This is a genomic window from candidate division WOR-3 bacterium (genome assembly GCA_039804165.1).
Classification (GTDB): Bacteria; Hydrothermota; UBA3072; order UBA3072; family UBA3072; genus JAFGHJ01.
In genome coordinates this window covers 65,728-91,474 of sequence record JBDRZZ010000003.1, presented here as the reverse complement: position 1 = coordinate 91,474, position 25,747 = coordinate 65,728, and the positions used below count along the sequence as shown (strand labels likewise).

Annotated in this window: 36 protein-coding genes; 22 read left to right on the top strand and 14 right to left on the bottom strand. The window is 32.8% G+C overall.

Going from position 1 to position 25,747, the window contains the following annotated elements:
* Positions 1-10 precede the first annotated feature (10 nt).
* Genes ABIN61_02460 through ABIN61_02440 form a run of 5 tightly spaced genes read left to right on the top strand, consistent with a single transcriptional unit; the run spans position 11 to position 3,730 of the window.
* A complete protein-coding gene (locus ABIN61_02460; GenBank protein ID MEO0293068.1) occupies positions 11-361 on the top strand; it encodes a hypothetical protein in 351 nt (116 codons plus the stop codon).
* 54 nt (positions 362-415) lie between these two features.
* The gene (locus ABIN61_02455; protein ID MEO0293067.1) at positions 416-1,432 is read left to right on the top strand and encodes an SPFH domain-containing protein; all 1,017 of its coding nucleotides are present in this window, start codon (positions 416-418) and stop codon (positions 1,430-1,432) included.
* 7 nt (positions 1,433-1,439) lie between these two features.
* Complete coding sequence (locus ABIN61_02450; GenBank protein ID MEO0293066.1) at positions 1,440-2,096, top strand: hypothetical protein; 657 nt, start codon at positions 1,440-1,442, stop codon at positions 2,094-2,096.
* Positions 2,074-3,033 (top strand): hypothetical protein, encoded by a 960-nt coding sequence (locus tag ABIN61_02445; GenBank protein MEO0293065.1) that lies wholly within the window; start codon positions 2,074-2,076, stop codon positions 3,031-3,033. The genes ABIN61_02450 and ABIN61_02445 overlap by 23 nt, the downstream gene beginning before the upstream one ends.
* Complete coding sequence (locus tag ABIN61_02440) at positions 3,020-3,730, top strand: hypothetical protein (GenBank protein ID MEO0293064.1); 711 nt, start codon at positions 3,020-3,022, stop codon at positions 3,728-3,730. The genes ABIN61_02445 and ABIN61_02440 overlap by 14 nt, the downstream gene beginning before the upstream one ends.
* Here ABIN61_02440 and cdd read toward each other — a convergent pair.
* From cdd to ABIN61_02380, 12 genes are all read right to left on the bottom strand, one after another.
* Positions 3,712-4,086: a cytidine deaminase gene (gene cdd, locus ABIN61_02435; GenBank protein ID MEO0293063.1), complete on the bottom strand. Its 375-nt coding sequence runs from the start codon at positions 4,084-4,086 to the stop codon at positions 3,712-3,714. The two genes, ABIN61_02440 and cdd, sit on opposite strands and share 19 nt — an antisense overlap.
* Positions 4,076-5,314 carry a hypothetical protein gene (locus tag ABIN61_02430; GenBank protein ID MEO0293062.1) on the bottom strand — a complete coding sequence of 413 codons (1,239 nt, stop codon included), beginning with the start codon at positions 5,312-5,314 and terminating at the stop codon, positions 4,076-4,078. The genes cdd and ABIN61_02430 overlap by 11 nt, the downstream gene beginning before the upstream one ends.
* Positions 5,280-5,636, bottom strand: a complete 357-nt coding sequence (locus ABIN61_02425) for a YraN family protein (GenBank protein MEO0293061.1) — start codon at positions 5,634-5,636, stop codon at positions 5,280-5,282. Before ABIN61_02425 ends, ABIN61_02430 begins: the two co-directional genes overlap by 35 nt.
* The gene (locus tag ABIN61_02420; GenBank protein ID MEO0293060.1) at positions 5,620-6,231 is read right to left on the bottom strand and encodes a ribonuclease HII; all 612 of its coding nucleotides are present in this window, start codon (positions 6,229-6,231) and stop codon (positions 5,620-5,622) included. The genes ABIN61_02425 and ABIN61_02420 overlap by 17 nt, the downstream gene beginning before the upstream one ends.
* A complete protein-coding gene (gene rplS / locus ABIN61_02415) occupies positions 6,228-6,554 on the bottom strand; it encodes a 50S ribosomal protein L19 (GenBank protein ID MEO0293059.1) in 327 nt (108 codons plus the stop codon). The genes ABIN61_02420 and rplS overlap by 4 nt, the downstream gene beginning before the upstream one ends.
* A gap of 7 nt (positions 6,555-6,561) precedes the next feature.
* Positions 6,562-7,260, bottom strand: a complete 699-nt coding sequence (gene trmD / locus ABIN61_02410) for a tRNA (guanosine(37)-N1)-methyltransferase TrmD (protein MEO0293058.1) — start codon at positions 7,258-7,260, stop codon at positions 6,562-6,564.
* A gap of 27 nt (positions 7,261-7,287) precedes the next feature.
* Complete coding sequence (locus tag ABIN61_02405) at positions 7,288-7,533, bottom strand: KH domain-containing protein (protein MEO0293057.1); 246 nt, start codon at positions 7,531-7,533, stop codon at positions 7,288-7,290.
* Entirely contained in the window at positions 7,481-7,786 is a 306-nt protein-coding gene (gene rpsP / locus ABIN61_02400; protein MEO0293056.1) for a 30S ribosomal protein S16, read from the bottom strand. The genes ABIN61_02405 and rpsP overlap by 53 nt, the downstream gene beginning before the upstream one ends.
* Before the next feature lie 166 nt (positions 7,787-7,952).
* Complete coding sequence (locus ABIN61_02395) at positions 7,953-8,855, bottom strand: DMT family transporter (GenBank protein MEO0293055.1); 903 nt, start codon at positions 8,853-8,855, stop codon at positions 7,953-7,955.
* Positions 8,856-8,952: 97 nt separating this feature from the next.
* The gene (locus tag ABIN61_02390; protein MEO0293054.1) at positions 8,953-9,240 is read right to left on the bottom strand and encodes a hypothetical protein; all 288 of its coding nucleotides are present in this window, start codon (positions 9,238-9,240) and stop codon (positions 8,953-8,955) included.
* Positions 9,241-9,245: 5 nt separating this feature from the next.
* A complete protein-coding gene (locus ABIN61_02385; GenBank protein MEO0293053.1) occupies positions 9,246-9,638 on the bottom strand; it encodes a hypothetical protein in 393 nt (130 codons plus the stop codon).
* 70 nt (positions 9,639-9,708) lie between these two features.
* A complete protein-coding gene (locus tag ABIN61_02380) occupies positions 9,709-10,368 on the bottom strand; it encodes a hypothetical protein (GenBank protein ID MEO0293052.1) in 660 nt (219 codons plus the stop codon).
* A gap of 241 nt (positions 10,369-10,609) precedes the next feature.
* Here ABIN61_02380 and ABIN61_02375 point away from each other — a divergent pair, with 241 nt between their 5' ends.
* The 6 genes from ABIN61_02375 to ABIN61_02350 all read left to right on the top strand — a co-directional run bounded on the left by ABIN61_02375 (position 10,610) and on the right by ABIN61_02350 (position 16,526).
* Positions 10,610-10,795: a hypothetical protein gene (locus tag ABIN61_02375; GenBank protein MEO0293051.1), complete on the top strand. Its 186-nt coding sequence runs from the start codon at positions 10,610-10,612 to the stop codon at positions 10,793-10,795.
* Positions 10,796-11,063: 268 nt separating this feature from the next.
* A complete protein-coding gene (locus ABIN61_02370) occupies positions 11,064-12,215 on the top strand; it encodes a DegT/DnrJ/EryC1/StrS family aminotransferase (GenBank protein ID MEO0293050.1) in 1,152 nt (383 codons plus the stop codon).
* Between the two features lie 48 nt (positions 12,216-12,263).
* Positions 12,264-13,499 (top strand): glycosyltransferase family 4 protein, encoded by a 1,236-nt coding sequence (locus ABIN61_02365; GenBank protein MEO0293049.1) that lies wholly within the window; start codon positions 12,264-12,266, stop codon positions 13,497-13,499.
* Positions 13,462-14,913 (top strand): oligosaccharide flippase family protein, encoded by a 1,452-nt coding sequence (locus ABIN61_02360; GenBank protein ID MEO0293048.1) that lies wholly within the window; start codon positions 13,462-13,464, stop codon positions 14,911-14,913. The genes ABIN61_02365 and ABIN61_02360 overlap by 38 nt, the downstream gene beginning before the upstream one ends.
* Before the next feature lie 62 nt (positions 14,914-14,975).
* Positions 14,976-15,953, top strand: coding sequence for a Gfo/Idh/MocA family oxidoreductase (locus ABIN61_02355; GenBank protein MEO0293047.1), 978 nt, complete (start codon positions 14,976-14,978; stop codon positions 15,951-15,953).
* A complete protein-coding gene (locus ABIN61_02350; protein MEO0293046.1) occupies positions 15,954-16,526 on the top strand; it encodes a DapH/DapD/GlmU-related protein in 573 nt (190 codons plus the stop codon).
* A 106-nt stretch (positions 16,527-16,632) separates the two neighbouring features.
* Here ABIN61_02350 and ABIN61_02345 read toward each other — a convergent pair whose 3' ends face one another.
* Positions 16,633-16,827 (bottom strand): hypothetical protein, encoded by a 195-nt coding sequence (locus ABIN61_02345; GenBank protein ID MEO0293045.1) that lies wholly within the window; start codon positions 16,825-16,827, stop codon positions 16,633-16,635.
* A gap of 120 nt (positions 16,828-16,947) precedes the next feature.
* Positions 16,948-17,139 (bottom strand): hypothetical protein, encoded by a 192-nt coding sequence (locus ABIN61_02340; protein ID MEO0293044.1) that lies wholly within the window; start codon positions 17,137-17,139, stop codon positions 16,948-16,950.
* Positions 17,140-17,302: 163 nt separating this feature from the next.
* On the opposite strand from ABIN61_02340, the gene ABIN61_02335 reads away from it, so the two are divergent.
* From ABIN61_02335 to ABIN61_02285, 11 genes are all read left to right on the top strand, one after another.
* The gene (locus ABIN61_02335) at positions 17,303-17,689 is read left to right on the top strand and encodes a hypothetical protein (GenBank protein MEO0293043.1); all 387 of its coding nucleotides are present in this window, start codon (positions 17,303-17,305) and stop codon (positions 17,687-17,689) included.
* Between the two features lie 63 nt (positions 17,690-17,752).
* Positions 17,753-18,037: a hypothetical protein gene (locus tag ABIN61_02330; GenBank protein ID MEO0293042.1), complete on the top strand. Its 285-nt coding sequence runs from the start codon at positions 17,753-17,755 to the stop codon at positions 18,035-18,037.
* Positions 18,038-18,080: 43 nt separating this feature from the next.
* Positions 18,081-18,269, top strand: coding sequence for a hypothetical protein (locus tag ABIN61_02325; protein ID MEO0293041.1), 189 nt, complete (start codon positions 18,081-18,083; stop codon positions 18,267-18,269).
* 5 nt (positions 18,270-18,274) lie between these two features.
* Positions 18,275-19,225, top strand: a complete 951-nt coding sequence (locus tag ABIN61_02320; protein ID MEO0293040.1) for an FAD-dependent oxidoreductase — start codon at positions 18,275-18,277, stop codon at positions 19,223-19,225.
* Positions 19,215-19,463 (top strand): glutaredoxin family protein, encoded by a 249-nt coding sequence (locus ABIN61_02315; GenBank protein MEO0293039.1) that lies wholly within the window; start codon positions 19,215-19,217, stop codon positions 19,461-19,463. The genes ABIN61_02320 and ABIN61_02315 overlap by 11 nt, the downstream gene beginning before the upstream one ends.
* Complete coding sequence (locus ABIN61_02310; protein MEO0293038.1) at positions 19,456-20,016, top strand: TlpA disulfide reductase family protein; 561 nt, start codon at positions 19,456-19,458, stop codon at positions 20,014-20,016. Before ABIN61_02315 ends, ABIN61_02310 begins: the two co-directional genes overlap by 8 nt.
* The gene (locus ABIN61_02305) at positions 20,006-20,149 is read left to right on the top strand and encodes a hypothetical protein (GenBank protein MEO0293037.1); all 144 of its coding nucleotides are present in this window, start codon (positions 20,006-20,008) and stop codon (positions 20,147-20,149) included. Before ABIN61_02310 ends, ABIN61_02305 begins: the two co-directional genes overlap by 11 nt.
* An 11-nt stretch (positions 20,150-20,160) precedes the next feature.
* Entirely contained in the window at positions 20,161-20,988 is an 828-nt protein-coding gene (locus ABIN61_02300) for a 4Fe-4S binding protein (protein ID MEO0293036.1), read from the top strand.
* Between the two features lie 576 nt (positions 20,989-21,564).
* The gene (locus ABIN61_02295; protein ID MEO0293035.1) at positions 21,565-21,807 is read left to right on the top strand and encodes a hypothetical protein; all 243 of its coding nucleotides are present in this window, start codon (positions 21,565-21,567) and stop codon (positions 21,805-21,807) included.
* Positions 21,800-22,732, top strand: coding sequence for a glycosyltransferase family 2 protein (locus ABIN61_02290; GenBank protein MEO0293034.1), 933 nt, complete (start codon positions 21,800-21,802; stop codon positions 22,730-22,732). Before ABIN61_02295 ends, ABIN61_02290 begins: the two co-directional genes overlap by 8 nt.
* A gap of 52 nt (positions 22,733-22,784) precedes the next feature.
* Complete coding sequence (locus ABIN61_02285; GenBank protein MEO0293033.1) at positions 22,785-24,998, top strand: YfhO family protein; 2,214 nt, start codon at positions 22,785-22,787, stop codon at positions 24,996-24,998.
* The last annotated feature ends 749 nt before the right edge of the window (positions 24,999-25,747 follow it).

Here is a 25,747-nt window from a genome sequence, read left to right as displayed (position 1 = left end):
AGGAGGAAAAATGACCAAAAAAAAGAAAGAAGAACCAAAAGCAAAAGCCAGAAAGAAAGATATAGAAGAAGGAAAGAATTTAGCTTGGTTATCTTACTTGGGGATTTTTCTTCTAATCCCTCTATTGGCTTATCCTGAAAACACCTTCTGCAAGCATCATGCGAAACAAGGACTAGTAATCCTTCTATTATGGATTGGACTTGTAATCCTATCTTTTATTCCTTTTATAAATGTAATTGGATATATAGGAGATTTGATATTGTTTGTAATAGCCATTATAGGAATAATTCAATCTCTAAAAGGGCATTATTGGAAAGCCCCCTTTGGAATTTTTGAGCTCTCTCAAAAGTTTAAAATTTAAAGTTTCCTGTTTTTCTATGTAATTTTTAAGTAGAAATCCTAAAGGAGGGATAAAATGGCTTTATTTTTTGAGGTTATTGAATTTTTAGACAACGAAGGGAATGAAATTGTCCATCGTGTTCCCCAAGAAGGTTCCGCTGAGACCTCTATCGGTAGCCAATTAATTGTAAGAGAGAGTCAATCAGCCGTTTTCTTTAGAGATGGAAAAGCTCTTGATACTTTTGGTCCTGGAAGATATACTTTAACAACAGCTAACATTCCTCTCTTAAAAGAAGTGATTGGTGCAGCTTTTGATGGGAAAAGCCCTTTTAGGACAGAGGTATATTTTGTAAACAACAAAGTTTTTACTAACGCAAAATGGGGAACTCATGAACCAATTCCCTTTAGAGATAGAGAACTTGATGTAATAAGAATAAGAGCAAATGGAGTTTATTCATATAGAGTTTCTAATCCACGACTTTTTGTAAATAAAATTGTTGGAACGGAAAATATAAAGGAGAGAAGCGAAATAGAAGATTTTTTCAAAAATGTAATTGTTTCAAGATTAACCGATTTCCTTGGAGAAAGTTATTCTACAATATTCGATCTTCCAAAAGACTACGATGAGCTCTCTTATGGTGCAAAAGATAGAATATCTGAAGACTTTGAAAAATATGGGATGGAGTTAGTCGACTTCTACATAAGATCCATTACGCCTCCTCCTGAGGTTCAAAAAATGATTGATGAACGAACAGGCATGGGAGTTGTTGGAGACATCGATAAGTTTACTCAATTCCAAACAGCAAAAGCCCTTCGAGATGCAGCTTCCGCAGAGGGGGGCACAGCAGGCGCAGGTGTAGGTGTAGGAGCTGGGATCGGAATGGGAGCTATGATCCCAGAAATAATGCAAAAAACTATTGAAGAAAAGAAAGGCTCTCTCGCAAACTGTGAAAGATGTGGTTACTCTTTACCTCAAGGAGCAAAATTTTGTCCAAATTGCGGAGAAAAGGTAGGAAAAATTTTATGCTCAAAATGCAAAAAAGAAATTCCAAAAAATGCAAAATTCTGTCCTCAATGTGGAGCGAAACAATAATTAATAAATGGAATTTAAATGCCCTCAATGTGATGGAGTTTTAAAATTAGAAAAACACGCAGGGCTCGTAAGTTGTCCTTATTGTGGAACTTATTTATACTACGAAAGAGAAAAAATAATTCTAAGAAAGTTAATAAAACCTATCTTGGATCCAACACCGGCAAAAATTTTACTAAAGAATAAAATAAAAAAAGACTTAAATCTTAAATTAACTTATCTTCCTTTTTATAGGATTCTTACTAAAGAGGGAGTAAAATTCTTACCTGGAGAAGATATAAAATTAATAGGATTAGAACATTTTGTCCCCAGAGGAGATATAATACCTCTTGATTTTGATCTTCCTCCTCCTCAAAAACCTTCTGAAGCAATATTAAAAGAAAAAGAAATAAAGGAGATTGAGTCTATAGAGATTATATATTATCCTTTTTTTAAAGCAGAAGAAGCTCTTAATATTTATTATATTGATGCTGTAAAAGGAGAGATCTTTACTAACTTCTTTGAAGAGATAGAAGAAAAACCCAGAAATCAATATCCTTTTGCCATTGGAAGTTCGATCATAGTTGTATTTATTTCTCTTTTCTTGCCCTCTTTAATTTTAAAAATAATCTTTGGGCTTCTTCTAACTCTTATCCTTTGGTATTATGATAGAAGAGAAAACTCATAGAAAAATCAAGATCTTAATTGCTTTTACCTGCCCAAATTGTGGGGCTGAACTTGATGTGCAAGAAGGAGTTACTAATACAAAATGCTCTTTCTGTAAAACTCGTTTTTTGCTAACAAAGAAAATCGGTTTCCCAAGGTTCTTCGCAAAACCAATCATAAAAAATCCTGAGAAAATTATAAGAGATTCATTTAAAGAAAATATAGAAATTATAGATTTGGATCTAATCTTCCTTCCACTCATAAGAGTTAATGGGGAGGTAATTGGCTGGATTAAAGGGTTCAAAAAGAGAAAAGTTGCCCAACAACATTATAATCCATTAGAAACAAAATTTAACAATCTCGAAAATATCTCTACTTCAAAGATATTAGGGGAAGAAAGTGTTGAGAAAAGAATAAGACGATTCTTGGAGGTTAACTTAGATCCTTTGGGGTTTTATCGATATGGAATACAAAGGATAAATTTGGAGGGGAAAAAGTTTCAAATTTATGAAGACAGGATAATTCGTCAATATGGGAGTGTATTTGATTTACCCCTTTCTATAGAGGAATACATAGAAAAAGCTACAAAAATTTTCATTGAGACAATAATAAGAGATTACAAAGATTTTGATGAATTGGAGTATTACTTAAAAATTATAAAGAAAAAAGCCCTCACATATTATAATCCAATCTTCTTTTCAAGAATTAAAGTGGGAGAAGAATTTTATACTTTTTCTTTAGACGCTACTAATGGCGCTCCCCTTCTTAAGGAACAGGAAAGAAAAATGAAAATAGTAAGTGATAAAGTCTATATAGGAATAAATAAATTATATGCATTTATAGCTATTGGAGGTTTAACAATTTCCTTCCTTTCTTATTTCTTTGGAAAAGGGTTAGGAATTATAGCTGGCTTATTTTTGATTTTCTTTATATGGAGACTTCAGTATGGGAGAAAGTGAGTTAGAACTTATCCCACTTAAGTGTCCAGAATGCGGGGAGAATATTGAAAGTGGAGAAGAGGATCTTGTTCACTTCTGTTCTTTTTGCGGAAATGGATTTGAAGTTGTTTATAATAAAATTAGAAAAATAGATGTGCTTTTTGCAAAACCAGAAAGGGAGGTTAGGAATAAAAAAATATATTATCTTCCAATGTGGCGGATTCCAACAAATATTTATATAGAGAAGAAATTTAATATAAAAATAAACCAGCTACCATCTGAAATCCTATCAAACGAAAAATTTGCCAAATCTCTTATAGATTTATTCAACAAGGAAAAAGCTCAAAAAAAAATTACCTTCTTTGTTCCAGCCTATGGTGTTACAAACAAATACCTTCTTTCTGATCAACCCGAACTTCATTTTACTATTACCCAACCAGAGATAATCCCCGATTCTCCAAAAGATATGGTGGGAGCCGAATATTCATTAGAAGATGCAAAAGAATTGGCAAAAGTTATGTTCTTTTCTATCCAAATGCAGACAAAATCTTTCTTTAAAGAAGAAGATGTGAATTTTGAGTTCATAGATGGAAATATCGTGGGAGTTCCATTTTACGAAGAAGGAGGAATGCTTATAGATGGGATTAAAGGCTGTAAAATATTTAAAGACTCTTTAACAAAATGGGACAAAATAAAAGACTACAAAGAGAATCTATAAGGGAAAAGCTGAGAAAGGGTAAACTTCTTTATCTTTGCTTCTCCATTTATTAAAAAAACCTCCATATCTTCAGCAAATTCCCCAAGGAATTGTAAACAAGCTCCACAGGGATAAGAGAAATTTAATCCACTAGAAGCAATAGCTATCTTCTCAAATTTCCTTACTCCATTTATAATACCATTTATCCCCGCCACTCTTTCTGCACAAACAGTAAGAGAGTATGAAGCATTCTCTATATTAAATCCTATAAAAAACCTCCCGGAAGCCAAAATAGCTGCTCCAACTTTAAACTTTGAATAAGGAGCATATGCTTTCTCCTTCGCTTCTATTGCTAATTTGACTAATTTATCTTCCAAAGTAATGGCTTAACCTCTCTTTTAACTTATTACCACTTAAATCCTTAATCTCTTCTGTAACAAACCCGATTTTACCAGAAATATCTTTCCTCTTTAAGCTTAGAAATCTAACAAATGTATTGCCGCATTCATTTCTAAAAAATAAATTACCTTCATCATCTTCAAGATAAATAGAATTCTTAGTTATACTCAAAGAATCAATAATTTCGGAAAACACCACTTCAAAACCGTACCCCAGATCTTTCCAACTTAGGACTATAGGAGGGATTGTGTCTTTCTCACATTCCGTCTTTTTATAGTTACAATTTGATGCCTTGAATTTCTTCTTAAAAACAACAGACCCCTTTTCTCCAATTTTATTCCCCGATAGATCCGAAATATCTCCAAAAACCATAACTTCATAGGTTTTCCCAGCTTTGAGAAAATATGGTTTAATAAAAACTGCTCCAAAGAAAGGAGAAAAAGGGTCTACTATATAATAGATTTCCTTTAAAGGGATTTCCTCTCCATTCTCTTCAACAATTTTAAACTTATCTTTTTTTATGGTATTAGAGTCCACCACACTTAATATCAGAGTCCTTTCTTTCAACCATGTGTAATCGTAAATATAAAGAGCCAATTCAACATCTTTCCATCCAATAGAAGAGGGTGCTCCTTCTGCAAAAAAGAATAATCTTGAAGAGATAGAAGGAGAAATTTTGTCTTCCAAAGAAGGCCATTCTCCTTTAGAATTATCTTTTTTAACTGTAAGAAAAGGAAAAGCGAAATTATCATCAAGAGGTTCTCCTTTTATTCCATCTTTGTCTACATCAATATATTCTCCTTTAATATTAAAAACCTCACTTCCTATTATTTTAAGCACATAAATAGCGTTATAACTAAGTCTTTCTTTAGGCTTTAGAATTAAATAACTGCTGTCTTCAAACATTACCCACTCTTGAGAAAAAGGAACCTCCTCACCATTAAAATCAAGAATCTTAATTCCTGTTGTGTTTATAGTATCAATTTCTTCTTTAAATTTTAATTTAAGCCAACTCGCTTCATCGTATTTATAAACTCCAACAGAATCTTGATTTTTTGTAATTACCCCAAAAGGAAGAGGGATATAAGTCCTCTCCAAAACTACCTCTTCCCCCATTTTTAAGGGAATAGGAGGAGCTATCTTCGCGCATCCAAGACTTAAAAACAAAATCTCAAAAATCAGAATTAATCCTGAAAGCATCCTCATAATATTCAATATCCTTTTTATCTTCAATTATCACAAGAAGATCAAATCTTGTATCACATTTATCATAAAGGTCATTAAGAGAAAGGAAAAACTTAGCGCCTTTTATTAAATGCTCTTTTTTCTTCCTCCCAATTGCTTCTAAAGGATGCATAAAGCAAGAAGATTTTCTTCTCTTCACCTCTACAAAAGCTATTGTATTCTTTTTCTTAACAACAAGGTCTATTTCAAATCCTTTCCCAATAAAATTGCTTGCAAGAATCTTATAACCCTTATTTTTAAGATATCTTGCTGCTATCTCTTCTCCCTTATCTCTGTAATTCATTAACTAAATCTTTTATTGGGGAGAAACTTCTCCGATGTATTTCTGAAGGTCCATAGTCTATTATTTTTTTTATATGAGAAGAAGTCCCATAACCTTTATTCTTACTAAATTCATAGAAAGGGAAAATAATGTCAAAAAATTCCATCACTCTATCTCTCAGAACCTTCGCCAAAATGGATGCCGCGCCTATTGCATGGGTAGAAGCATCTCCACCTTTTACCGCCACCTGAGGGATGGGTAATTCTGGTATTGGGAATCCATCCACAAGCACCCAATCTGGCATAACGGAAAGAGAAGCTATTGCCCTGTACATCGAAAGAATAACAGCATAATCTATACCCCAGGTATCAATTAAGAAAGAATCTACATAACCTACTCCTACAGATACAGAATGCTTTAAAATCTTCGGGAAAAGCTCAAGCCTTTTTTGAGGAGAAAGTTTCTTTGAATCGTTAATTCCAGAAATATAAAAACCTCTTTCAAAAACAACAGCAGCCGAAACAACAGGTCCAGCGAGAGAGCCTCTTCCTACCTCATCTACTCCACAAATAAGAGTAGCATCAGGAGGAATTAAACTCTCATCACTAAAAATCATTTCTTTTCTTTTATTTTTGCTTTTTTCCCTTCTCTCTCTCTAAGATAATAAAGTTTGGCTCTTCTTACCCTACCTTTTTTAAGAACTTCTATTGATTTTATAATAGGGGAATTCAAGGGGAATATTTTCTCCACTCCTATTCCTTGACTTACCTTCCTCACAGTAAAAGTTTTTCCATTCCCTGAGCCTCTTATTTTAATAACAGTTCCCTCAAAATGCTGAACTCTTTCTTTTTCTCCTCTTTTGACCAAAATGTTAACTCTTACAAGATCCCCTGGCCCAAAATTAACGCCCTTCTCTAGAGAATTTTTTTGCTCTATTATCTTTAACTCATCCACTTTTATCTCCTTTCAAGCTCGTTTTACTCATAATATCCATTCTATATTTCTTTGTCAATCTTATTGCTTCTTCTTCCCTCCACTTAGCAATTCTCTTGTGATCCCCAGAAAGCAAAACATCTGGAACTTTCTTGCCTCTGAAATCTTGGGGTCTGGTATAATAAGGTGCATCCAAAATATTTTTTTCAAAAGAGTCTGTATTAACAGATTCAATATTTCCCACAACACCAGGGAGAAGTCTAACAATAGCTTCAACAATTACCATGGCTGCTACTTCTCCACCACTTAAAATATAATCTCCTATTGAGATTTCTCCATCAACAAAATCTCTAACTCTTTCATCCACACCTTTATACCGACCACAAACTAAACTTAATGCTTCCTTCTCCGCTAAATTCCTTGCCATTTGCTGGTTGAATTTTTCTCCCCGCGGAGAAAGAAGATAAACTATTCCTCTTTTCTTTTCTTCCACACTTTCCAATGCCCTAACGATAGGCTCTACCTTCATAATCATTCCTGGTCCACCTCCATAAGGATAATCATCCACAGTTCCATATGAATCAGAAGCAAAGTCCCTTATGTTTATTATATTAAAAGAAACAATTCCTTTTTCCTTTGCCCTTCTAACTATTCCAACTTCTAAAAAAGGATGGAATAGAGAAGGGAAGATGCTAAAAATGTTAATATTCATCTAATGCAAGTGCAAGATGAAAAATTCTTATTCCGGAGAGGGTTCTAAAATCTCAAGAACCGCTCTTTTACCACTTTTCATCGAAGCTGCAGTAACAATAGTCCTAATAGCTTTGGCAGTCTTTCCTCCTTTTCCAATTATCTTTCCGATGTCCTTCTTGCTCACTTTAAGCTCATACATCACTGTCCTTTCTCCAGCGATTTCCTCTACCTCTACACTTTCAGGCTGATCCACCAGAGACTTCGCTATGTAAGTTATCAGATCTTTCAACATCGCTCACCTCCTCAGTTTTTGTTGATTTCCATCTCTTTAATAAAACTTTTACAGAATTAGTTAAAATCGCACCATTCTCTTGCCATTTTTTAATCTTTTCTTCATCTATCTTAAGTTCCTTGGTATGAGGATTATACCAGCCTATTTGGTCCAAGTACTCTCCATCTCTCGGATTTTTGGATTCAATTGCAACAATCCTATAAAATCGCTGCTTCTTTTTGCCCATTACTCTTAATCTTATTTTAACAGCCACCTTACCTCCTTCGTCTTACCGCATAGACGTTTTCTGTTTAATTTATAAATCAATAAAGTATAAAAAATTAATAAAAATCCACTTTTTTGTCAAGCCCCTAAAAGGAATTTTATTTCTCACATAAATAAAAAAGAAATTAGAGTAACTCCCCAGAATTTTTATAATATTATGGGGTTATTTTTCTTAAATTAAATAACAATACTGAGGTTGCAACTATTACCATACCCATAATAGATAATGGGGTTGGGGAATCATCTTTTAAAAACATCCAACTAATTAGGGCACCACTACCTGGGACTATAAACTTCCACATATTCAATTCGGAAACCTTAACTTTTTCTTTTTTTAATAAATAAAACCAGATAGAAAATCCTGCTGCAGAAATAAAAGAAAGCCAAATCAAGGCAAAAATAAACTGTTTATCAAATACCACTTTTGGAGAACCCTCAACTAAAAGAGAAAGAAAGAGCAACATAATTCCTCCAAGCCCCATTTGAGCAGAATTTAAGGGGATTGGCTCAATTTCACTATTATCTATAGCTACAATTACATTACCAATAGAACTTGCAAAAGTAGCTACTAAAAGAATCAATATACCTATCAATTCTTTAATAGACCCTTTGGCAATAAACTGTCTATCAATTGACAATAAAACAATTCCAAAAATACCCCCTAAAATATAAATAGTCTTATTTATAGAAAGTTTATCATTCTTTAAAAAGATATGAGCCGCAACCGCTGCTAAGAGAGGGGCAGATCCATTAACAATTGCACCTGTTGAGCCCCTGACCAAAGTCATTCCAAAGAAAAATAAAGAATATAACAAAAAAGTCTGGAAAAAACTTAAAATTATTATTGTTTTTATATTATAACAAATTGAAGTAAAATAATTCCTAACTCCTCCACAAAAAGGTAATAAAAATAAACCTGCAAGGATAAACCTCATCCCAGCAAAAAGTAAGGGGGACGAATATATAAGTCCAATCTTTACTCCCACAAAAGCTGTAGACCATAAAAGATTGGCAAGGATAGCAAGCGAAATTACCCTGAATTTTTTTAAATAAAACATAAGGAATGGAAAGTATTATCTAATTAAAAAAAGTCAAGATTCCACCATTAATAAAATTTTATTCCTTTTTTCTTCTTATAATTTCCTTTTTATTTAATTATCTTTTTCTTATAATTCCCTTAGGATCACTTATTAATACTGAAACTTCCCAACCCAAAAGGGTAATAACAACTACAGAAATCCCAAGGAGCGTCGCATCCAAATTAACTTCAAGAAACTCTCCTCCTTCAGATATGTACGTCATCACAAGGTCAACAAACCACATTAGCGTAGCCCCCCAGAAAATGATAGACAAAGATCCTAGCTTGTATTCGTTCTTCGGATCTTTCAAATACCATGTTAATGTGCTTACTATCGCTGCAAAAGCAGTAATTATTAGCCACATAATTCTCAACCTCCCCTTTTGTATTCAACATTTAATCCCGATATAGATGCCTTCAGTTCGACAGTCAACATTGCAACCGCCCAGATAAAAGTTACAAATATAGCCATGCCGACACCAATCGTAGCTATTTCGTGAAACATTGGGCCCACATCTGCCGGATCCCTCATTGCAGTCAAAAAAGGTGGCCAGGGGACTACTTCACCATGCCATATATGTTCAAACGCAAGTAGCAAACTCCCTCCCCACAAAAGTCCATTAAGGAATCTCAACCGCTGGCTCCAACTCAACACTCTTTCTTTTGTTTTCCCTCTGCTGTTTTTTTTCTCCTTTTTTTCCACGACTTTCTGGATAACCGTAGTTATAACCGCTTCTCCAACAGGAACAACAAAACAGGCCATATTTTTACCTCCTTTTTAAGGTAAACTTTTCGTTTTTACTCAAAAAACTTTCCATTTATTTATGCTTGTCCTAAAAACCATATGTCAATCCTAAAGTAAATTTAATCTCAGAACTCTCTTCGGTAAGACCACAACCGATACCTAAATCAATCGCCAAGACATTAAAAGCCAAGAAACTCCCCCCAATTAAGGCTTCAATAGGACCTTTTTTCAGTTCACCGGTCAACTCTGAAACCAATGTGATTTTATCACTAAGAGGGTATTCCACAGCCACACCATACACCGCAACATCTTCTCTTAATTCAGGTAATGCCGTATATCCGAGATTTATGTGCGTTACGACCGGACCCGCCTGGACACTCAGGATGCCAACCGCCGTATATCCCGATTCGCCCGGCACATAACCTACAACAAAAGAACCGGCCAAAATCTTCCGGTTGAAAAGCGCTAATTTCATTGCGAACTCGACATCACTTAAACCGTCATCTGGTTCTATATTATATGGGATACCTATACCAAAATCGAATCTTTCCGTTATACCGTGTTTAATCGACAATCCTATACTTCGGTTTCCAATATCATTACCAGTATTTGAAAAATCATACCCCAATTCTACTTCATAGATACCCTTTTCTACAACTTTCGCGTCATCTACAGAAAGAGGTCGAGCTCCAAATCCGGCCACAGAAACAAAAACTAGTAAAAAGAATTTTAACTTTTCATTAAACATAAAGCCTCCTTTCACACCTACATTTCGTAGCACGATTTTTTAAATTATAACACCATTTTCAAAAAAGTCAACCCCTTTTCTTTGGGAAGTGGGCAATGTCTTCCTTAAGAATTGCCTAAAATCTCATTTTAGGAGAATCTCTTTAAATTTAAGAAGGCCTATAGCCTATAATAAATAGCTTTCTTAGATTCAAAAACTTTGAATAGAACCCTTGACAGAGTAATCCCATTTTATAAACTTTATGAGAAATAAAAGAGAGTTTTTCGTGAAATTCAATCTTAAAAAAGGAAAAGCAATAAAGTTGCTTAATTTTTTAGTCATTGGTGCTCAAAGAACTGGGAGTAACTGGATATATGAGCAATTAAAAAGCATCCAAAAATTCTTATGGGGAATCATCGGAAAGAAATTAGCTATTGTATCCCTATAAAGGAGAAAGATGGTATCTATCTTACTTCAATCACTATCGCTGCGTTTCAAGTTGGATGGTTAACTTTGTAAAGATATGTGGTATTAATAAATTGTTTTTTTGGGGTAGAAAAAGAAATTTCGAATTGCTTCCAATAAAAACCTATACATATCTAAAAGATTATTTTAGAGAAAGCATAAAACAGCTTACCAATCTCCTATGTAAGAACATTAATTACACTCTGGGGGATATAGGAGAAATGTCTTACCTTAGAAAGGAGTGAGCTTCCATGAAAGTTCCCTTACTCGACCTAAAACGGCGGTATATCTCAATAAAAGAAAAAATTGATAAAGCGATTGAGAGGGTTTTACAAACTCAACATTTTATCCTTGGAGAAGAGGTAAAACAGCTGGAAGAGAAATTTGCAAGATATTGTAACACAAAATATGCAATAGGAGTAGCTTCAGGAACTGATGCTCTTTTACTTAGCTTGAAAATTCTAGGGATTGGAAAGGGAGATTATGTAATAACCACACCCTTTACTTTCTTCGCCACAGCGGGAGCAATCTATAATGCAGGAGCAACACCTATCTTCGTAGACATAGAACCTACTACATACAACATTGACCCAGATAAAATAAAGGAACTTTTAGACGGTGCTTCCTTCCACACACAACGGTTATCAATAAAAATTCCCAAAATAAAAGCAATAATTCCTGTCCATTTATATGGGCTTATGGCTGATATGAACTCAATTGTTAAAATTGCAAAAGATTTTAATCTTGAAATAATAGAAGATGCCTGCCAAGCTGTTGGAGCAGAGCACCTTGGGCAAAAAGCAGGCTCTATTGGCAAATTAGGTTGTTTTTCTTTCTTCCCTACAAAAAACTTAGGGGCTTATGGAGATGGTGGGATGATAACCACCAATGAAGAAAAAATCGCAAAAGGGTTAAGAAGCTTAAGAGTTCATGGATCTTCCTTAGATTATCATCATCCTCATGTAGGATACAACAGCAGATTAGACACTATCCAAGCAGCGATTCTTTTAGCAGAATTCCCCTATCTTAATAAATGGAATGAAAAAAGACTTGAAAATGCAAAATTTTATGCTAAGCTTTTAAAAGATATTGAAGAGATAGAACTTCCAAATTTTACAAAAGACAAAAAGCATACATTCCATCAGTATACAATCAGAGTAAAAAATGGAAAAAGAAATGATCTTGCAAGGTTTTTAGAGAAAAAAAATATTGGATGGAAGATATATTACCCACTCCCTCTTCACCTACAGGATTGTTTTTCTTATCTTGGTTATAGAAAAGGAGACTTGCCTATTTCTGAGAAAGCCGCCGAGGAAGTTCTCTCTTTACCTATTTTCCCAGAACTAAGAAAAGAAGAAATTGAATATGTGTGTAAAACTATAAAATCCTTCTTCACCAGATAAATTGGACCTCCTAGAAGAGAAAGGCATATTTAAAATAATATTTTTAATATGGCTATAAAACGAATTTTAATGATCGGACCTGTGGATTTTTCCATAGATAATGCCCCAAAGGTTCATTTTTATAATTTGGCTAAAGAATTCTCCAATCTTGGAGCAAATGTTCTTTCTATTGTTTATGGGCCAATAGACAAGAATCTTAGTGATTCAAAAATAAATTTTAAAATCCTTTCTTTACCTAACCCCTTAAAAGGAAGCCATTTTCTTAGATTTATTAAATATTTTAACTTTACCTTAATCTCTTTATGGCAGTCTTTTAAGTTCTCACCTTCCATAATATACCTTAGATTTTCCCCTCCCAGTTTCTTCTATTTATTATTTTTAAGATTATTAAAAATCTTTTATAATAAATTTAAAATAATTCTTGAATTAAATTCTTGGATCTCTGAAGAAAGAAAAGTTTTAGGAGAAAGTGAAAAAAAGATTAAACTAGTAGAGTTTATGCAAATAAAAAGTGCTTTTCTTTCCGACTTCCTCAGAGTTGTAAGCCCGGGAATTAAGGAAAAACTTATTAAATACAGAATTAACGAGAGAAAAATAGCCCTAATTGGAAATGGCACAGATATAAATCACTTTAAGCCAATTAACAAAAAAGAAGCAAAAAAAACTCTTGGTCTTGATCCTCATTTTTTATATGTAGGATTTATTGGTAATTTTGTAATCTGGCAAGGATTAGAATATCTCCTCCAGACAATCCCAAAGATTTTGGAAACAAATAAGAATGTTAGATTTATTCTTGTTGGAGATGGAATCTTAATGCCTAAAATTCGTAAAGAGGTTTCGAGGTTTAAAGAAGAACAAGTTGCTTTAACAGGAAATGTCCCTTATCAAAAAGCCAATCTATATATTAACGCTTTTGACATTGGAATCGCACCTTTTATAAAAGAAAGAAATGAAAATATAGGACTTTCTCCCTTAAAAATCAGAGATTATGCTGCCTGTGGGGTTCCAATTATAACAACAAAAATCAGAGGCTTAGAGATAGTAAAAGAGAAAAAAATAGGTATTTTAGTTCCTCCAAATGATGCAGAAGCTTTATTCAAAGCAATAAAAAAACTTGTCAATTCTTCAAGATTAAGAAAAGAGATGGGTAAAAGGGGAAGAAAATTAGCAGAAGAAATTTTCTCTTGGGAATATGTGGCAAGACAAATTTTAAACATAAATAGCAATACTCCATCTAAAAATTCTTATGAAAAAAGAGAACTTTGCTTTCAACGTTCTTATTAGGCTTGCAACAGGAATCTTATTAGATTTAAAATCCTTTATTTTACTTCCCTTGATTGCCAAAAATCTTGGCCCTAAGGAATATGGAATATGGACACAAGTTGTTGTGAGTTTAGGACTATTGGTGCCTATCTTAATGCTCAGATTAGATACTGCTTCCATCCGGTATCTCCCTTCTAAAAGAGAAGAAGTCTTTTCTCAGCACTTTTTTTCTATGTTATTTTTAATCTTATTTTCTCTAATAATTATTATCCTCCTTATGTTCTTTTTAAAAGAAAAAATTGCGATTTTCTTGTTTGGAGACGAAAAACAAATATTATATGTTAATCTGTTTTTGTCTTTGCTTTTTATACGTGTTTTATACACCTTTCTCCACAACTATTACAGAATTCTCAACCAAATATGCAAATATTCCATAATTGAAATTTTAGCTACCTTCTTTTCTCTCCTACTAGGGATAATTTTTGTTTTTTGGGGTGGAAAGTTAGAAAAAGTTATCCTTTCTTTTATCATCGTAGAAGGATTTGGCTCTTTCTTAATAATTTTTGATATTATAAATTCAAAGGGTTTCCCTTTAAAGTTATCTTTTAAAGAGATTCTCCCTTATCTTTATTACAGCCTCCCATTAATTCCAATCAGCATTTTATTTTGGATTGTTGAATACAGTGATCGTTATGTAATTATTCACTTCTTAGATATTTCCAAGGTGGGTGTTTACTCGGCCTCTTATTCTCTTGGAAAATTTGTTAATATTTTCCTCACCCCCATATCATTCGTTCTTTTCCCTACTATTTCAAAACTCTGGGAAGAAAAAGAAGAAAAAGAGGTCAAGGAATATCTTCAAGATTCTCTAAAATATTATTTAATATTAGCAATTCCTTCCTGTTTTTTAATTTTTTATTTTGCCCCTTATCTTTTAAGACTATTAGCAACAGAAGTATTTGTAACAAAAAGAACCTTAATCCTATTCATTTTGGGAGGATATCTCTTTGCGGGAATTTACCAAATTTATGTTTCCATAATCCTCTTAAAAGAAAAAACAAAATATTTGCCTTTTTCTTTTTTATTTGCCGCTCTTTTAAATCTTGGGCTTAATTTTCTACTTGTTCCAAAGATAGATATTATTGGAGCAGCTGTTGCAACATTTATATCTTACTTTTTTTTGGCAATTATAATTTTGACATTCTCTTATAAATTATTCAAGGTTACAATTGGGATAAAGTTTACTGGGAAGATAATAGGTTCTTCTTTAATAATGCTCCTAACATTAAGGTGGTTTTCTCCAAAAGGAGTTCTTGAAATTGTAAGTGTTGCATCTCTCGGTGGAGTAGTTTACTCTATTTTATTAATCTTATTTAGAGTTATCGGAAGAAAAGAGTTATATTTCTTAAAATCTATGCTAAAAAAGGATTCTTGAAATTTCAAAACTTGACAGAGAAATGAAAGTTTACATATTTTATAATACTTTTTGGAGGTTTAATGAAAATCGGAATAATTGGAGTGGGAAATTGGGGTAGTAATTTAGTTAGAAACTTTGTCAGGATCTTGGGAATAGAAAATGTGGCAATCTGTGATTCAGATAGAAACAAACTCTCAAAAATAACATCAGAATTTATAGGAATTAAAAGCTTTTTGCTTGCCAAAGAAATCATTTCTAAAGAAGAAATTGACTCAATAGCAATAGCAACTCCTACTGAAACCCACTACAAAATTGCAAAAGAAGCTCTTCTTAAAGGTAAAAATGTCTTGGTAGAAAAACCAATAGCCCTTCAGCTAGAAGAAGCCGAGGAACTAATAGAGATTGCAAAGAAAAAAGGTTTAATTTTAATGGTTGATCACCTCCTTATTTATCATCCTGCCATTTCAAGAATAAAAGAAATAATAAAAAATGGAGAGCTTGGGAAAATTTACTATTTATATAGTGAGCGCCTCAATTTAGGAGTAATTCGGTCTAAAGAAAATGTTCTCTGGAGCCTTGGCCCCCATGATATTTCTATCTTCCTATATCTCTTAGAAGATTTTCCATCTAAAATAGAGGCCTTTGGAAGCATATATCTTCAAGAAAAACAAAAAATTGAAGATACTGTTTTTCTTCATTTAAAATTTCCTTCTGGAGCTAATGCCCATTCTCATCTCAGCTGGCTTAATCCCAACAAAACAAGAAAGCTAACAATTGTGGGTAGTAAAAAAATGGTTGTCTTTGACGACATGGAACTAAGGAATAAATTGACAATTTTTGATAAAGGTATTGAATGGACAGAAAAAGGGGGCGTGGGTGTTAGGTATGGAGATATTTATATACCCAGTATTCCTTTATATGAGCCTCTTAACGCAGTTTGCGAAGATTTTATTGATTGTATAAAAAATAAAAAGAAACCAAAAAGCGATGGGGAGAGTGGCCTACGGGTTTTAAAAATCCTAAAAGAAGCTCAAAAATCTTTGGAGGAAAAAAGATAAATGGGGTATTTTGTCCATCAATCATCTTATATAGACGATAATGTTAAAATTGGGAATGGGACAAAGATCTGGCATTTTTCTCATATTCTTTCTAATGTCACTATTGGTGAAAATTGTACAATCGGGCAGAATGTTTGTATTGGACCAAATGTTAAAATTGGGAATAATGTGAAGATTCAAAATAATGTTTCTGTGTATGAAGGAGTAACTTTAGAAGACGATGTGTTCTGCGGCCCTTCAATGGTTTTTACCAATGTTAAAAACCCAAGAGCAGCTTATCCAAAAGAAAGAAAAGAATATCTAAAAACCATAGTAAAAAGGGGAGCTACTATAGGAGCTAATGCCACCATAATCTGTGGTATCACTTTAGGGGAATACTCTTTTGTTGGAGCAGGTTCTGTGGTTACAAAAGATGTTCCAGATTATGCTATAGTTTATGGAAATCCGGCAAAATTAAAAGGCTGGATTTGCGAGTGTGGCAACAAAATCATTTTCAACCAAAAAGAAACCTCTTGTTCTAAATGCAAAAAAAAATACAGAAAAATTAATGAAGAAAGAATCGAACAAATCTAAAGAAATTAGTAAAATTTTTATCTGTTCTTTACCAATATTTGCCACAGGTTTTTATAAGGGAGAAGAGAGCCCATGGGCTATTTATCTTTTGGGACTTTAGTCTTATCTACTTATATAAGAAAAAACAGCCAAAAAGTTCTTTTCTTTTACCCCTTAATTTATTTATAATCGCTTCTTTTCTTGCAAGTTTATTTTTCTCCCTCACTTCTCTATTTAATGGAAGCTTTCTTAGAATACTTGGCCTATTTTTTATTTCACTCCTTTTAATAAAACCAGATAAAAATTTATTACTTTTAAGCATATTTTTCTTCTCTTATGTTTCCCCCAAATTGAGTAAGTGGAACTTATAGATATGCCAACTTCTTTGTCTTCCCACTTACCTTAGGATTTCTATATAGCCTCCATATAAAAAACAAATTGATTAAATATCCCCTCTTCTTTCTCTTTTTTTCTTCTCTATCCTTACCGGGTCAAGAATTGTGCTCATTTTTATTCTCGTTTTCCCCTTCTTAATCTTTAAAAGAAAAATTTTCGCTTTGATTAGCCCTATTTTGATTGGAACAATTCTCATTCTACCTAACCCAGTAAGTAAAAGAGTAATTAAAAAGTTCATTCAGATTCTCTTCAACATCCAAACATTTGGAAATAAGCAATTAAAATTGGCTTGGATAGACCTATCACAGGCTGGGAACTAAGAAACTATAAAAAAAAAATTTCTTTTTAAATACAACTTTCCTGTTAATGGAGAATATAAAAAATACCAGAAATGGCCCATAATGAATTTCTCAATTATTTTGCGGAAGGAGGATTTCTTTTTCTTCTGTTATGTTTTTCTATTTATAACTTTCTTCTTTAATTATAAAAAACTTAAAAATACAGAACGCATTCCCATAGTTGCCATCCTCATTCACTCTTTATTCGATAATATTCTATATCTTCCTGTAATTTTTCTTATTTTTATAGCAATTCTTTTTACAATAGAAGAAGAAAAAGAATATCCTCTTAATCTATCCAATTTGGTTAAATCAAGCATATCTTTTCTAAGCCTTATTTATCTTTTACCTTTATCTTCTCACTTTCTTGGAGAAAAAGGAAGAGCCTATTTTAAAAACAAAAATTATGAGAAGTCTTATAAATGTTTTTCTTGGGCAGAATCCCTTTGAGGCTTACCACAAAATTCAATACCTCTTGGTTTAGTAAGCGAACAATTATACTATAAAACAAATTTGGTTAGTTTTCTTTTCTTTGCTTATAACTCATACTTAAAAGCAATGAGAAGCGATCCCATTGATTGGGAAACACCTTTCAAAATTTATGAATTTTTAAAAAGACACGAAAAGGTCATTTTCTTCAAAAATCCTGAAAAAATTCTTATTAAAGCGATAGAACTTAATCCGAAGAGTAAAAAATTATATGAAATTCTTATAAAAGAATACAAAAATAGAGGGATGGAAGAAAAAGCTAAAGAAATTGAAAATTTTATACAAAGGATCTTTAAAATAAACTCTTGACATTCTTTAAAAGATTCATACCTTATAGGAAAAAGAGGGTAGTTTGGGTATAATAAGCAGAGGCGATAAAGAATATTTAAAAGAAGTTGTCTCTTTAAATGATAATTTATCTCTAATCTCAAAATCCTACGAGGATTTAAAAGAAGATGTCAGAAATTCCTATAAGTTTTCTTTTGTAAGTGAAAGAGTAATGTATGGAACTTTTCTTAGAGAAGATAAAAGAAACTTTTGAAATAAATGAGTTTTAACAAGAAAAATCATTTCTCTACGGCAATTATAGGTAGTGGTCCAGCAGGACTTACTGCAGCAATTTATCTTGGTAGATCCAAAGTAGACACAATAGTATTTGAAAAATTCCTGCCAGGAGGTTATGTAGTTAATATTCATAATATAGAAAATTATCCGGGTTTTCCAGAAGGAATCTCCGGAATAGATTTGGGGAAATTATATCATCAACACGCGCAAAAATTTGGAGCTATAATTAAAAATGAGGAAGTTAAGAAAATAATTTTGGAAGAAAAACCCTTTATAATAGAAACTTCCATTTCCTCTTACACCTCTCTAACTTTGATATTATCGATGGGAACTTCTTTTAAAAAATTAGGTGTCCCCGGAGAAGAAGAGTTTATCCATAAAGGAATCTCTTTTTGTGCTACTTGTGATGCTCCTCTTTTTGAAGGGGAAAATGTTGTTGTAATAGGTGCGGGAAACTCTGGTCTTCAAGAATCTTTATACATCTCAAGATTTGCAAAACATATCACAATAATTGAAAAACTTGAATATCCAACTGGCGAAAAAATCCTTATAGATCGGGTTAAATATAATAAAAAAATAGAATTACTATTATCGCATTCAGTTATTAGATTTATAGGAGATGAAATGTTAAGCGGCGTTGAAGTCAAAGATTTAAAGAAAGGAAAGATAAAATTCCTTGAAGCAAAGGGTGCTTTCATTTATGTAGGAGAAGTCCCCAACAGCGAACTTGTAAAAGGCCTCTTAGAATTAGACGAGAACGGTTTTATTTTGACAGACCAATATATGAGAACATCCTTTCCTGGAGTTTTTGCTATTGGAAATGTCCGAACTACTCCCTTACGACAAATAGCAACTGCTATAGGAGATGGTGCTATAGGAGCTAAAGAAGTTTACAAATTTCTTGAAACACTCGAAGCAAAAAATGAATATTAAGGTCTATACTGCCTCTAACTGTCCTTATTGTATTAAATTAAAGAATTTTTTAAAAGAAAATGGGATTAAATTTAAAGAGATAAATATCTCTATATACCCTGAGGCTGTAAAAGAACTTAAAAATATAACAGGGCAAGTAGGAGTTCCTGTTCTTCTTTTTGGGAATCAAAAGATTGTGGGTTTTAATGAAGAACATCTTAGAAAAGTTTTAAATATAAAAAGGAGGAAATTTGAATAAATTTTTAATATTAATAATCATTCTTTGCTCTTTCCCTACCGTTTCTTGCAACTCGAGTAATTCTTCTACAAAAAAAGAAATAAAAACAAATCCAGAAAAAGGCAAAGAAACTTTAGCTCCAGACTTCACGCTTGAAGACTTAGAAGGGAATAAACACACTCTTTCTAAATACAAAGGTAAGGTAGTCATTATAAACTTTTGGGCAATTCACTGCCCTGCCTGCAGAAAAGAAATTCTATTTCTTAAAAATTTGTATAAAGAATATATAGAAGAAAAAAATGAAAATTTGGTAATATTAGGGATTGGGATTGGGAAAAAGAGCAACCTTAAATTTTTCAGTGATTTTATTAAAATAAACTATCCAATTTTAATCTGCGATATTGAAACTGCAAGAAAATATAGGGTTCAGGCAGTTCCGGTTACTATTATAATAAACAAAAAAGGTGAAATAATAAATACAAGAATGGGATTCAGTGAAAGTTTTGGAGAAAAAATAAAAATCATTGTAAAGGAATTATTAAAAGAAGAGGAGGAAAAAGAAAGTGAAAAATAAACATTTATTTGCCTTACTTCTTGGTTTAATTTTAGGAATAGGAATGTTATTTTATGGCGTCCTAATAAATCAATTTCTTGAAACAGGATTTATTGGTTCAGTTCTTTGCCTTTCTTGTATCGGAATTTACTAATGTTAAAAAAGATGTACAATAAATATATTCGGATAACTGTTGGGGTAAGTGCCTTTTTTACAGTTAATAACCATTTTTCTACTGATATTTATCAAGGTGTAGGTAAAAGATTCCTTTTCCCTGGGCTTAATTGTTACTCCTGCCCTCTTGCGAGGTTTTCCTGCCCTATTGGAACAATTCAAAGTTTTATTGTTATAAGGAACTTTCCTTTTTATGCAATAGGATTTTTAGCATTTTTAGGAATAACTTTAGGGAGAGTTGCTTGTGGATGGATCTGCCCCTTTGGTTTTCTTCAAGAATTTCTTTATAAAATAAAAACCTTTAAGATTCAAATACCCGAAAAATATAATTATTCAAAGTTTTTTGTTCTTTTCTTTCTCGTTATTTTATTGCCTCTTTTCACCTTCCAACCTTGGTTCTGTAAATTATGCCCTCAAGGAGGAATTGAGGCTGGAATACCTCTGGTTTTGTTAAATTCTTTTATAAGGCTCAGAGTAGGTTGGTTTTTCTATGTCAAGATTTCTATTGTTCTCGTTTTTATCTCTTATTCGGTTTTAATAAAAAGACCCTTCTGCCGGTTTTGTTGTCCTCTCGGAGCCATCTACGGGCTCTTCAATAAATTTACCTTTTTTAAGATTATGGTTGATGAAAAAAGGTGTACCGAATGCCTTGCCTGTCATAATATCTGCCCTATGGACATTGAAATCTTTAATGTTCCGGATTCTATAGATTGCATTAGATGTGGTTTGTGTATAAAAAAGTGTCCCACAGGAGCGTTATCATTTTCGTATGGATTTACTACCTTTAAAGAAAAGGAAGTAAGAGTTAACAATGGATAAACAATACGAATTGAAACATTCCGAATCAGAAAAATATCACCGGTGGGGTAGAAGCTCGACGGGATATAATATTTAGACTACTAATACAATTGAAGGTTAGTTCTGGGTCTAAAGTTCTTTATATTGGTTGTACTGGTGGACATTTAATAGCTTTTTAAGAGAAAAACTTTGAGAATATAGTGGGTTATAGATAGTAGCAAGGAAGGAATTGTAAAGTGCAGAAAAAATAGAATAAAAGATACCTTTGTAATAGATTGCGGTAATACTAACTTTAAAGACGAGAAATTTGATTTTCTGATCACTTCGAGGATATTGGAACATGTAGAAAAAGATAGTAAGTCACTAGGGGAATGGAATATAATATTAAAATAGAATGGAATTTTTATTGTATTCGGTCCTACCTTCAATTTTTTACGGAGTAAAACACGACGAAGTCAATCATCATTATAGAAAATATTCACGAAGTAAACTGGCAAAGGAATTGAAGGAACATAATTTCAAAGTTTTTAAAAAACCTCTTATTCTAATTTCAGTCTATTTATTTCTGTAAGTTTCTTCAGGACCGTATAAAATTTTATGCCAAAAAATGCAAAAGGTAAATGGCGACCAATTGTTTCAGTTACCCCTAAGATAAATAAAGCCTTAAAATATCCACTAAAATTAGAAAACTTATTGCTTGAGAAAGCATTAATATATCCCTACGGTTTAATTGCTTTTGCAGTTATGGAAAAAGTTAGACACGAGCAATGTCCCTCATACTTGACAAGCCAATGCTATTTTATAATATTAATTATAAAAATTTATAATAAGAATGAATAAGGAAATTTTATACAGTGTGGTTATTCCAATTTATAATGAAGAGGATAATATTCCTATCCTCTATGAAAAATTGGTTCAGGTTTTTGAAAAAATAGAGGGAAATTATGAAATTGTATTCGTTGACGATGGAAGTTCTGATTCTTCCTGGAGTCTGTTAAAAGAGTTGCACAGAAAAAATTCCTCTGTAAAAATTCTAAAATTCTCCCGGAACTTTGGGCATCAAACAGCAATCTCGGCAGGAATAGATTTTGCTCACGGCGATGCTGTTATAACAATGGATGGAGACCTTCAGGACCCTCCGGAACTTATACCCAGCTTGATAGAGAAATGGAAAGAGGGATACCAGGTAGTTTATGCGGTTAGAAAAGCACGAAAAGGGGAAAGTTTTTTTAAGAAAGGAGTCGCCTGGTTTTTCTATCGTATTCTAAAACTTCTTTCCGAGGTAGAAATTCCAATGGACGCTGGCGATTATAGACTTATGGATAAAAACATAGCAGAAAGATTAAAGAATTTAAAAGAACAATATCGTTTTATCAGAGGGCTTACCAGCTGGTTGGGGTTTAAACAGACAGGTGTAGAATTTATTAGAGAACCAAGATATAAAGGAGAAGTCAAATATTCATTCTGGAAACTTATAAAGCTTGCATTAGATGGAATAATTTCATTTTCTATCAAACCTCTTCAAGTTGCCAGTTTTGTAGGATTTATAGTCTCTATATTTTCTTTCTTATATGCGGTTTGGGCAATTATTTATAGATTTGCCCTCAAGGAAATAGTCCCAGGTTGGGCTTCCGCAATAGCAATCATACTATTTCTCGGTGGTATTCAACTCATAACTCTGGGTATAATAGGCGAGTATATCGGAAGAATTTATGGAGAGGTAAAAGATAGACCTCTGTATATTATTGAAGAAAAATACGAATAAAATTACAATCTGGATATGGAAGATAATTCAGAAAAAAGAGGAGAGAAATGTATTGAAGAATAAAAGGTATGATATTCTCATAATTTTTTCGTTTACTGTGTTGCTTTTCATATTTTTTTGGAAAATTATTACAAAAGAATCATTTTTCTGGTTTGATTTTATCCTTGTAGAATATCCCAGAAGAGCCTATATGGCTGAAATGCTTCTTTCGGGAAAGATCCCATTATGGCTACCATATATCTATGGGGGTTATCCTTTTATTGGTTCACAGCCCACTTTTTCCCTGTGTCCCTTTTTACTTTTTTTGTCATTGTTTCTCAAAAACAACCACATTTCCGCATATATTGTTGAATTATCTTTACTTTTCCAGATATGGTTTGGTGGTATTACGACCTATTTCTTATTGAAAGAATTAGGCATCTCTAAACTTTCCTCGTTATTCGGAGTAGTATTATTTTCTTTTAGTCTGCCAACAATTGTTCGAACACAACATACAGGAGAACTGACAGGGTTGATATGGCTCCCAATTATTTTTTATTCCCTATTAAAAACTTCTAAAGAAAGAAATTTGTTCTGGGCTTCGATTTCTGGTTTAGTTATAGGAATGTCTATTTTGGGGTCACATATCCAAGTATATTTTTACCTCTTAGGAGTGGTTAGTTCTTTCCTTTTATATAACACAATTACCTCAAAAGAAAGAAAAAAAGTATTAATTCTTGCTATAGTTCTTATTCTAGTGAGCTTATTTTTTGCTGCTCCAAGAATAATACCTGAATTAGAGTATGTAAGGTTGAGTTCAAGAACTCGGGAATTCGTAGCGGGTTATACTCCCTTTAAAATGATCCTAGCGCTTTTTACCCCTCATATATTTGGGAAGGGAACAGATGGTTACGATTACTGGGGTGGGTACGAGTCATTCTGGATGTTTGTTGAATATAGTTCTTATATTGGTGTTATTGGCTTGCTTTTACTTGCTTTCTCGTACAGGATTTTCAATAAGAAAAATATACGGTTTTTCTTTTATTTATTGGGTTTTGCTCTTATATTTATGTATGGAAAATACAATCCTTTCCAGAAATTAATTGCTATCTTTTTACCTGGTTTGAGATTCCATATAAGATTTATGCCATTCTTTGTTTTGGCGTCTACAATAATTACATCTTTCTCTCTTGATTCTCTGGCAGATAATCTAAAAGAAAAGAACTTTAAAAAAGTCGGAACTTTTGGATTAATAGGAACTGCTGTCATTATTGCTGGAGTAGCGGTATGGCATTCTACCAGCATTTATCCGTCAACAGGTTTAGGATTTTACAAACACAAAGTCATATTTCAAAGTTTACTTCTCTTCGGGGTATTTTTGCTTTTTTCATTCTCTCTTCTTTATATAAGGAGTAGAGAAAAAATATCTTCTCAATGGTTTAAAATTTGTGCTTCTATTATCCTCTTCTTTGACCTTTTTCTCATGGGCAGTTACTTCGCTGGGCAGAAAATGTCTCCTGAGGATTATTATTCTTCTAATCACCTTATTCGGTTTCTGCAACATGAAAGTAAGTTTGAAAAATTCAGAATAGACTCTCCAAGATTTGGTTACTTCTATTCAAATTCAAGGTCTTTATTGTTTCAATTGGAAGCACTTGATGGCCATGTGCCAAATAAGTTGGCCCGTTTTAGTAAATTTGAGCAGGCGTTCAAAGACCAAAAAGAAAAATATCTCGACTTATACAATGTAAAATATGAAGTAAGAGATACCACAATAGGCAGGAATAGGTTAATTTCCCTCTCGAAACGCGATTCTTATCTTCCCCGGGCTTGGATAGTTCACCAGGTAAAGAAACTGGCGGACTCTTTAATCATTCCCTATATGAAATCCAATGCCTTTAAGCCATTAGAAGAGATGGTAGTTCCTGAAGAAACAAAAATCGTTGGTTTTAATAAAGAGTTGAAAGATAAAGAAAAAGAGAACGTCAAGATAATCGAGTATGAAGCAGATAAGATAAAACTGGAGGTTGAACTTGTCTCGGACGGTTATCTTGTACTTTCAGAACACTATTACCCTGGTTGGGAAGCCTACATTAATGAAGAAAGAAGCGATATAATTTGCGCCAACTATCTCTTTCGTGCAGTTTCTGTCCCTAAAGGTAAACATAGAGTAAGTTTTCTTTTCAAACCGAGAAGTTTCTATCTGGGAGTTGCTCTTGCTTTTCTTTCTTTAATTTTTACTACCGTTGTTTTTATCCTTTCTCTAATCCATTATAAGAAGCATTAATTATTTAGGTTCTTAATAAAGTTAATACCTCAAATCTAGAAAGATAGAAGCCCTACCCCTAAAGTTGGAATGAACCGGGATGGGGAAAGAAGAATAGCTGAATACAAAAGTTTGCTTAATCTGGAAAATAACTAATCCTTCCATTACGAAAAACGGGAATGCCCAATAAAAGCCACTGGTTGAAGAAACTATAAGTCCAAAAGCCAGAATTATCATATCCACAAAACACATATGCAAAGGTAAGCGAATTGGGAATATATTTAAAGCCTCAATGAAAGTGGAAAAAATGCTTTTATTCTTCCTTTTGTTTTTTCTACAATTTTAAAAAAATCTCCTTTTTGTATACCTAAAAAGAGAAAGAAAAGTCCTAAATTTATAATAGAGATTTATAATAGAGATTGCAAATTCTATTCTTTAAACCAATGTGGGACAGGAGAAATAGTTACAACAATTGCGATGAAAAAAAGAGAGAATAAAAACATCCATAACCCTTTCAACAATAACTATCATAAAAGCAGAAATCCTGCTGAATTTCTCCCGTGAACCAATTAGATATACACGAATTACTTATCCAATTCTTGCAGGGAAGATATAGTTTAACATAAAACCTATCATTGTAGCATGGAATCTCAGAATTAATGATAGTTTTTTTATCGGGTTGAAAAGGATTTTCCATCTTATTGCTCGTAAGAAAAACGCAAACAAAGTAAGTAAAACAGTTAAAAAGAAGTACGATAACTTCGCATTTA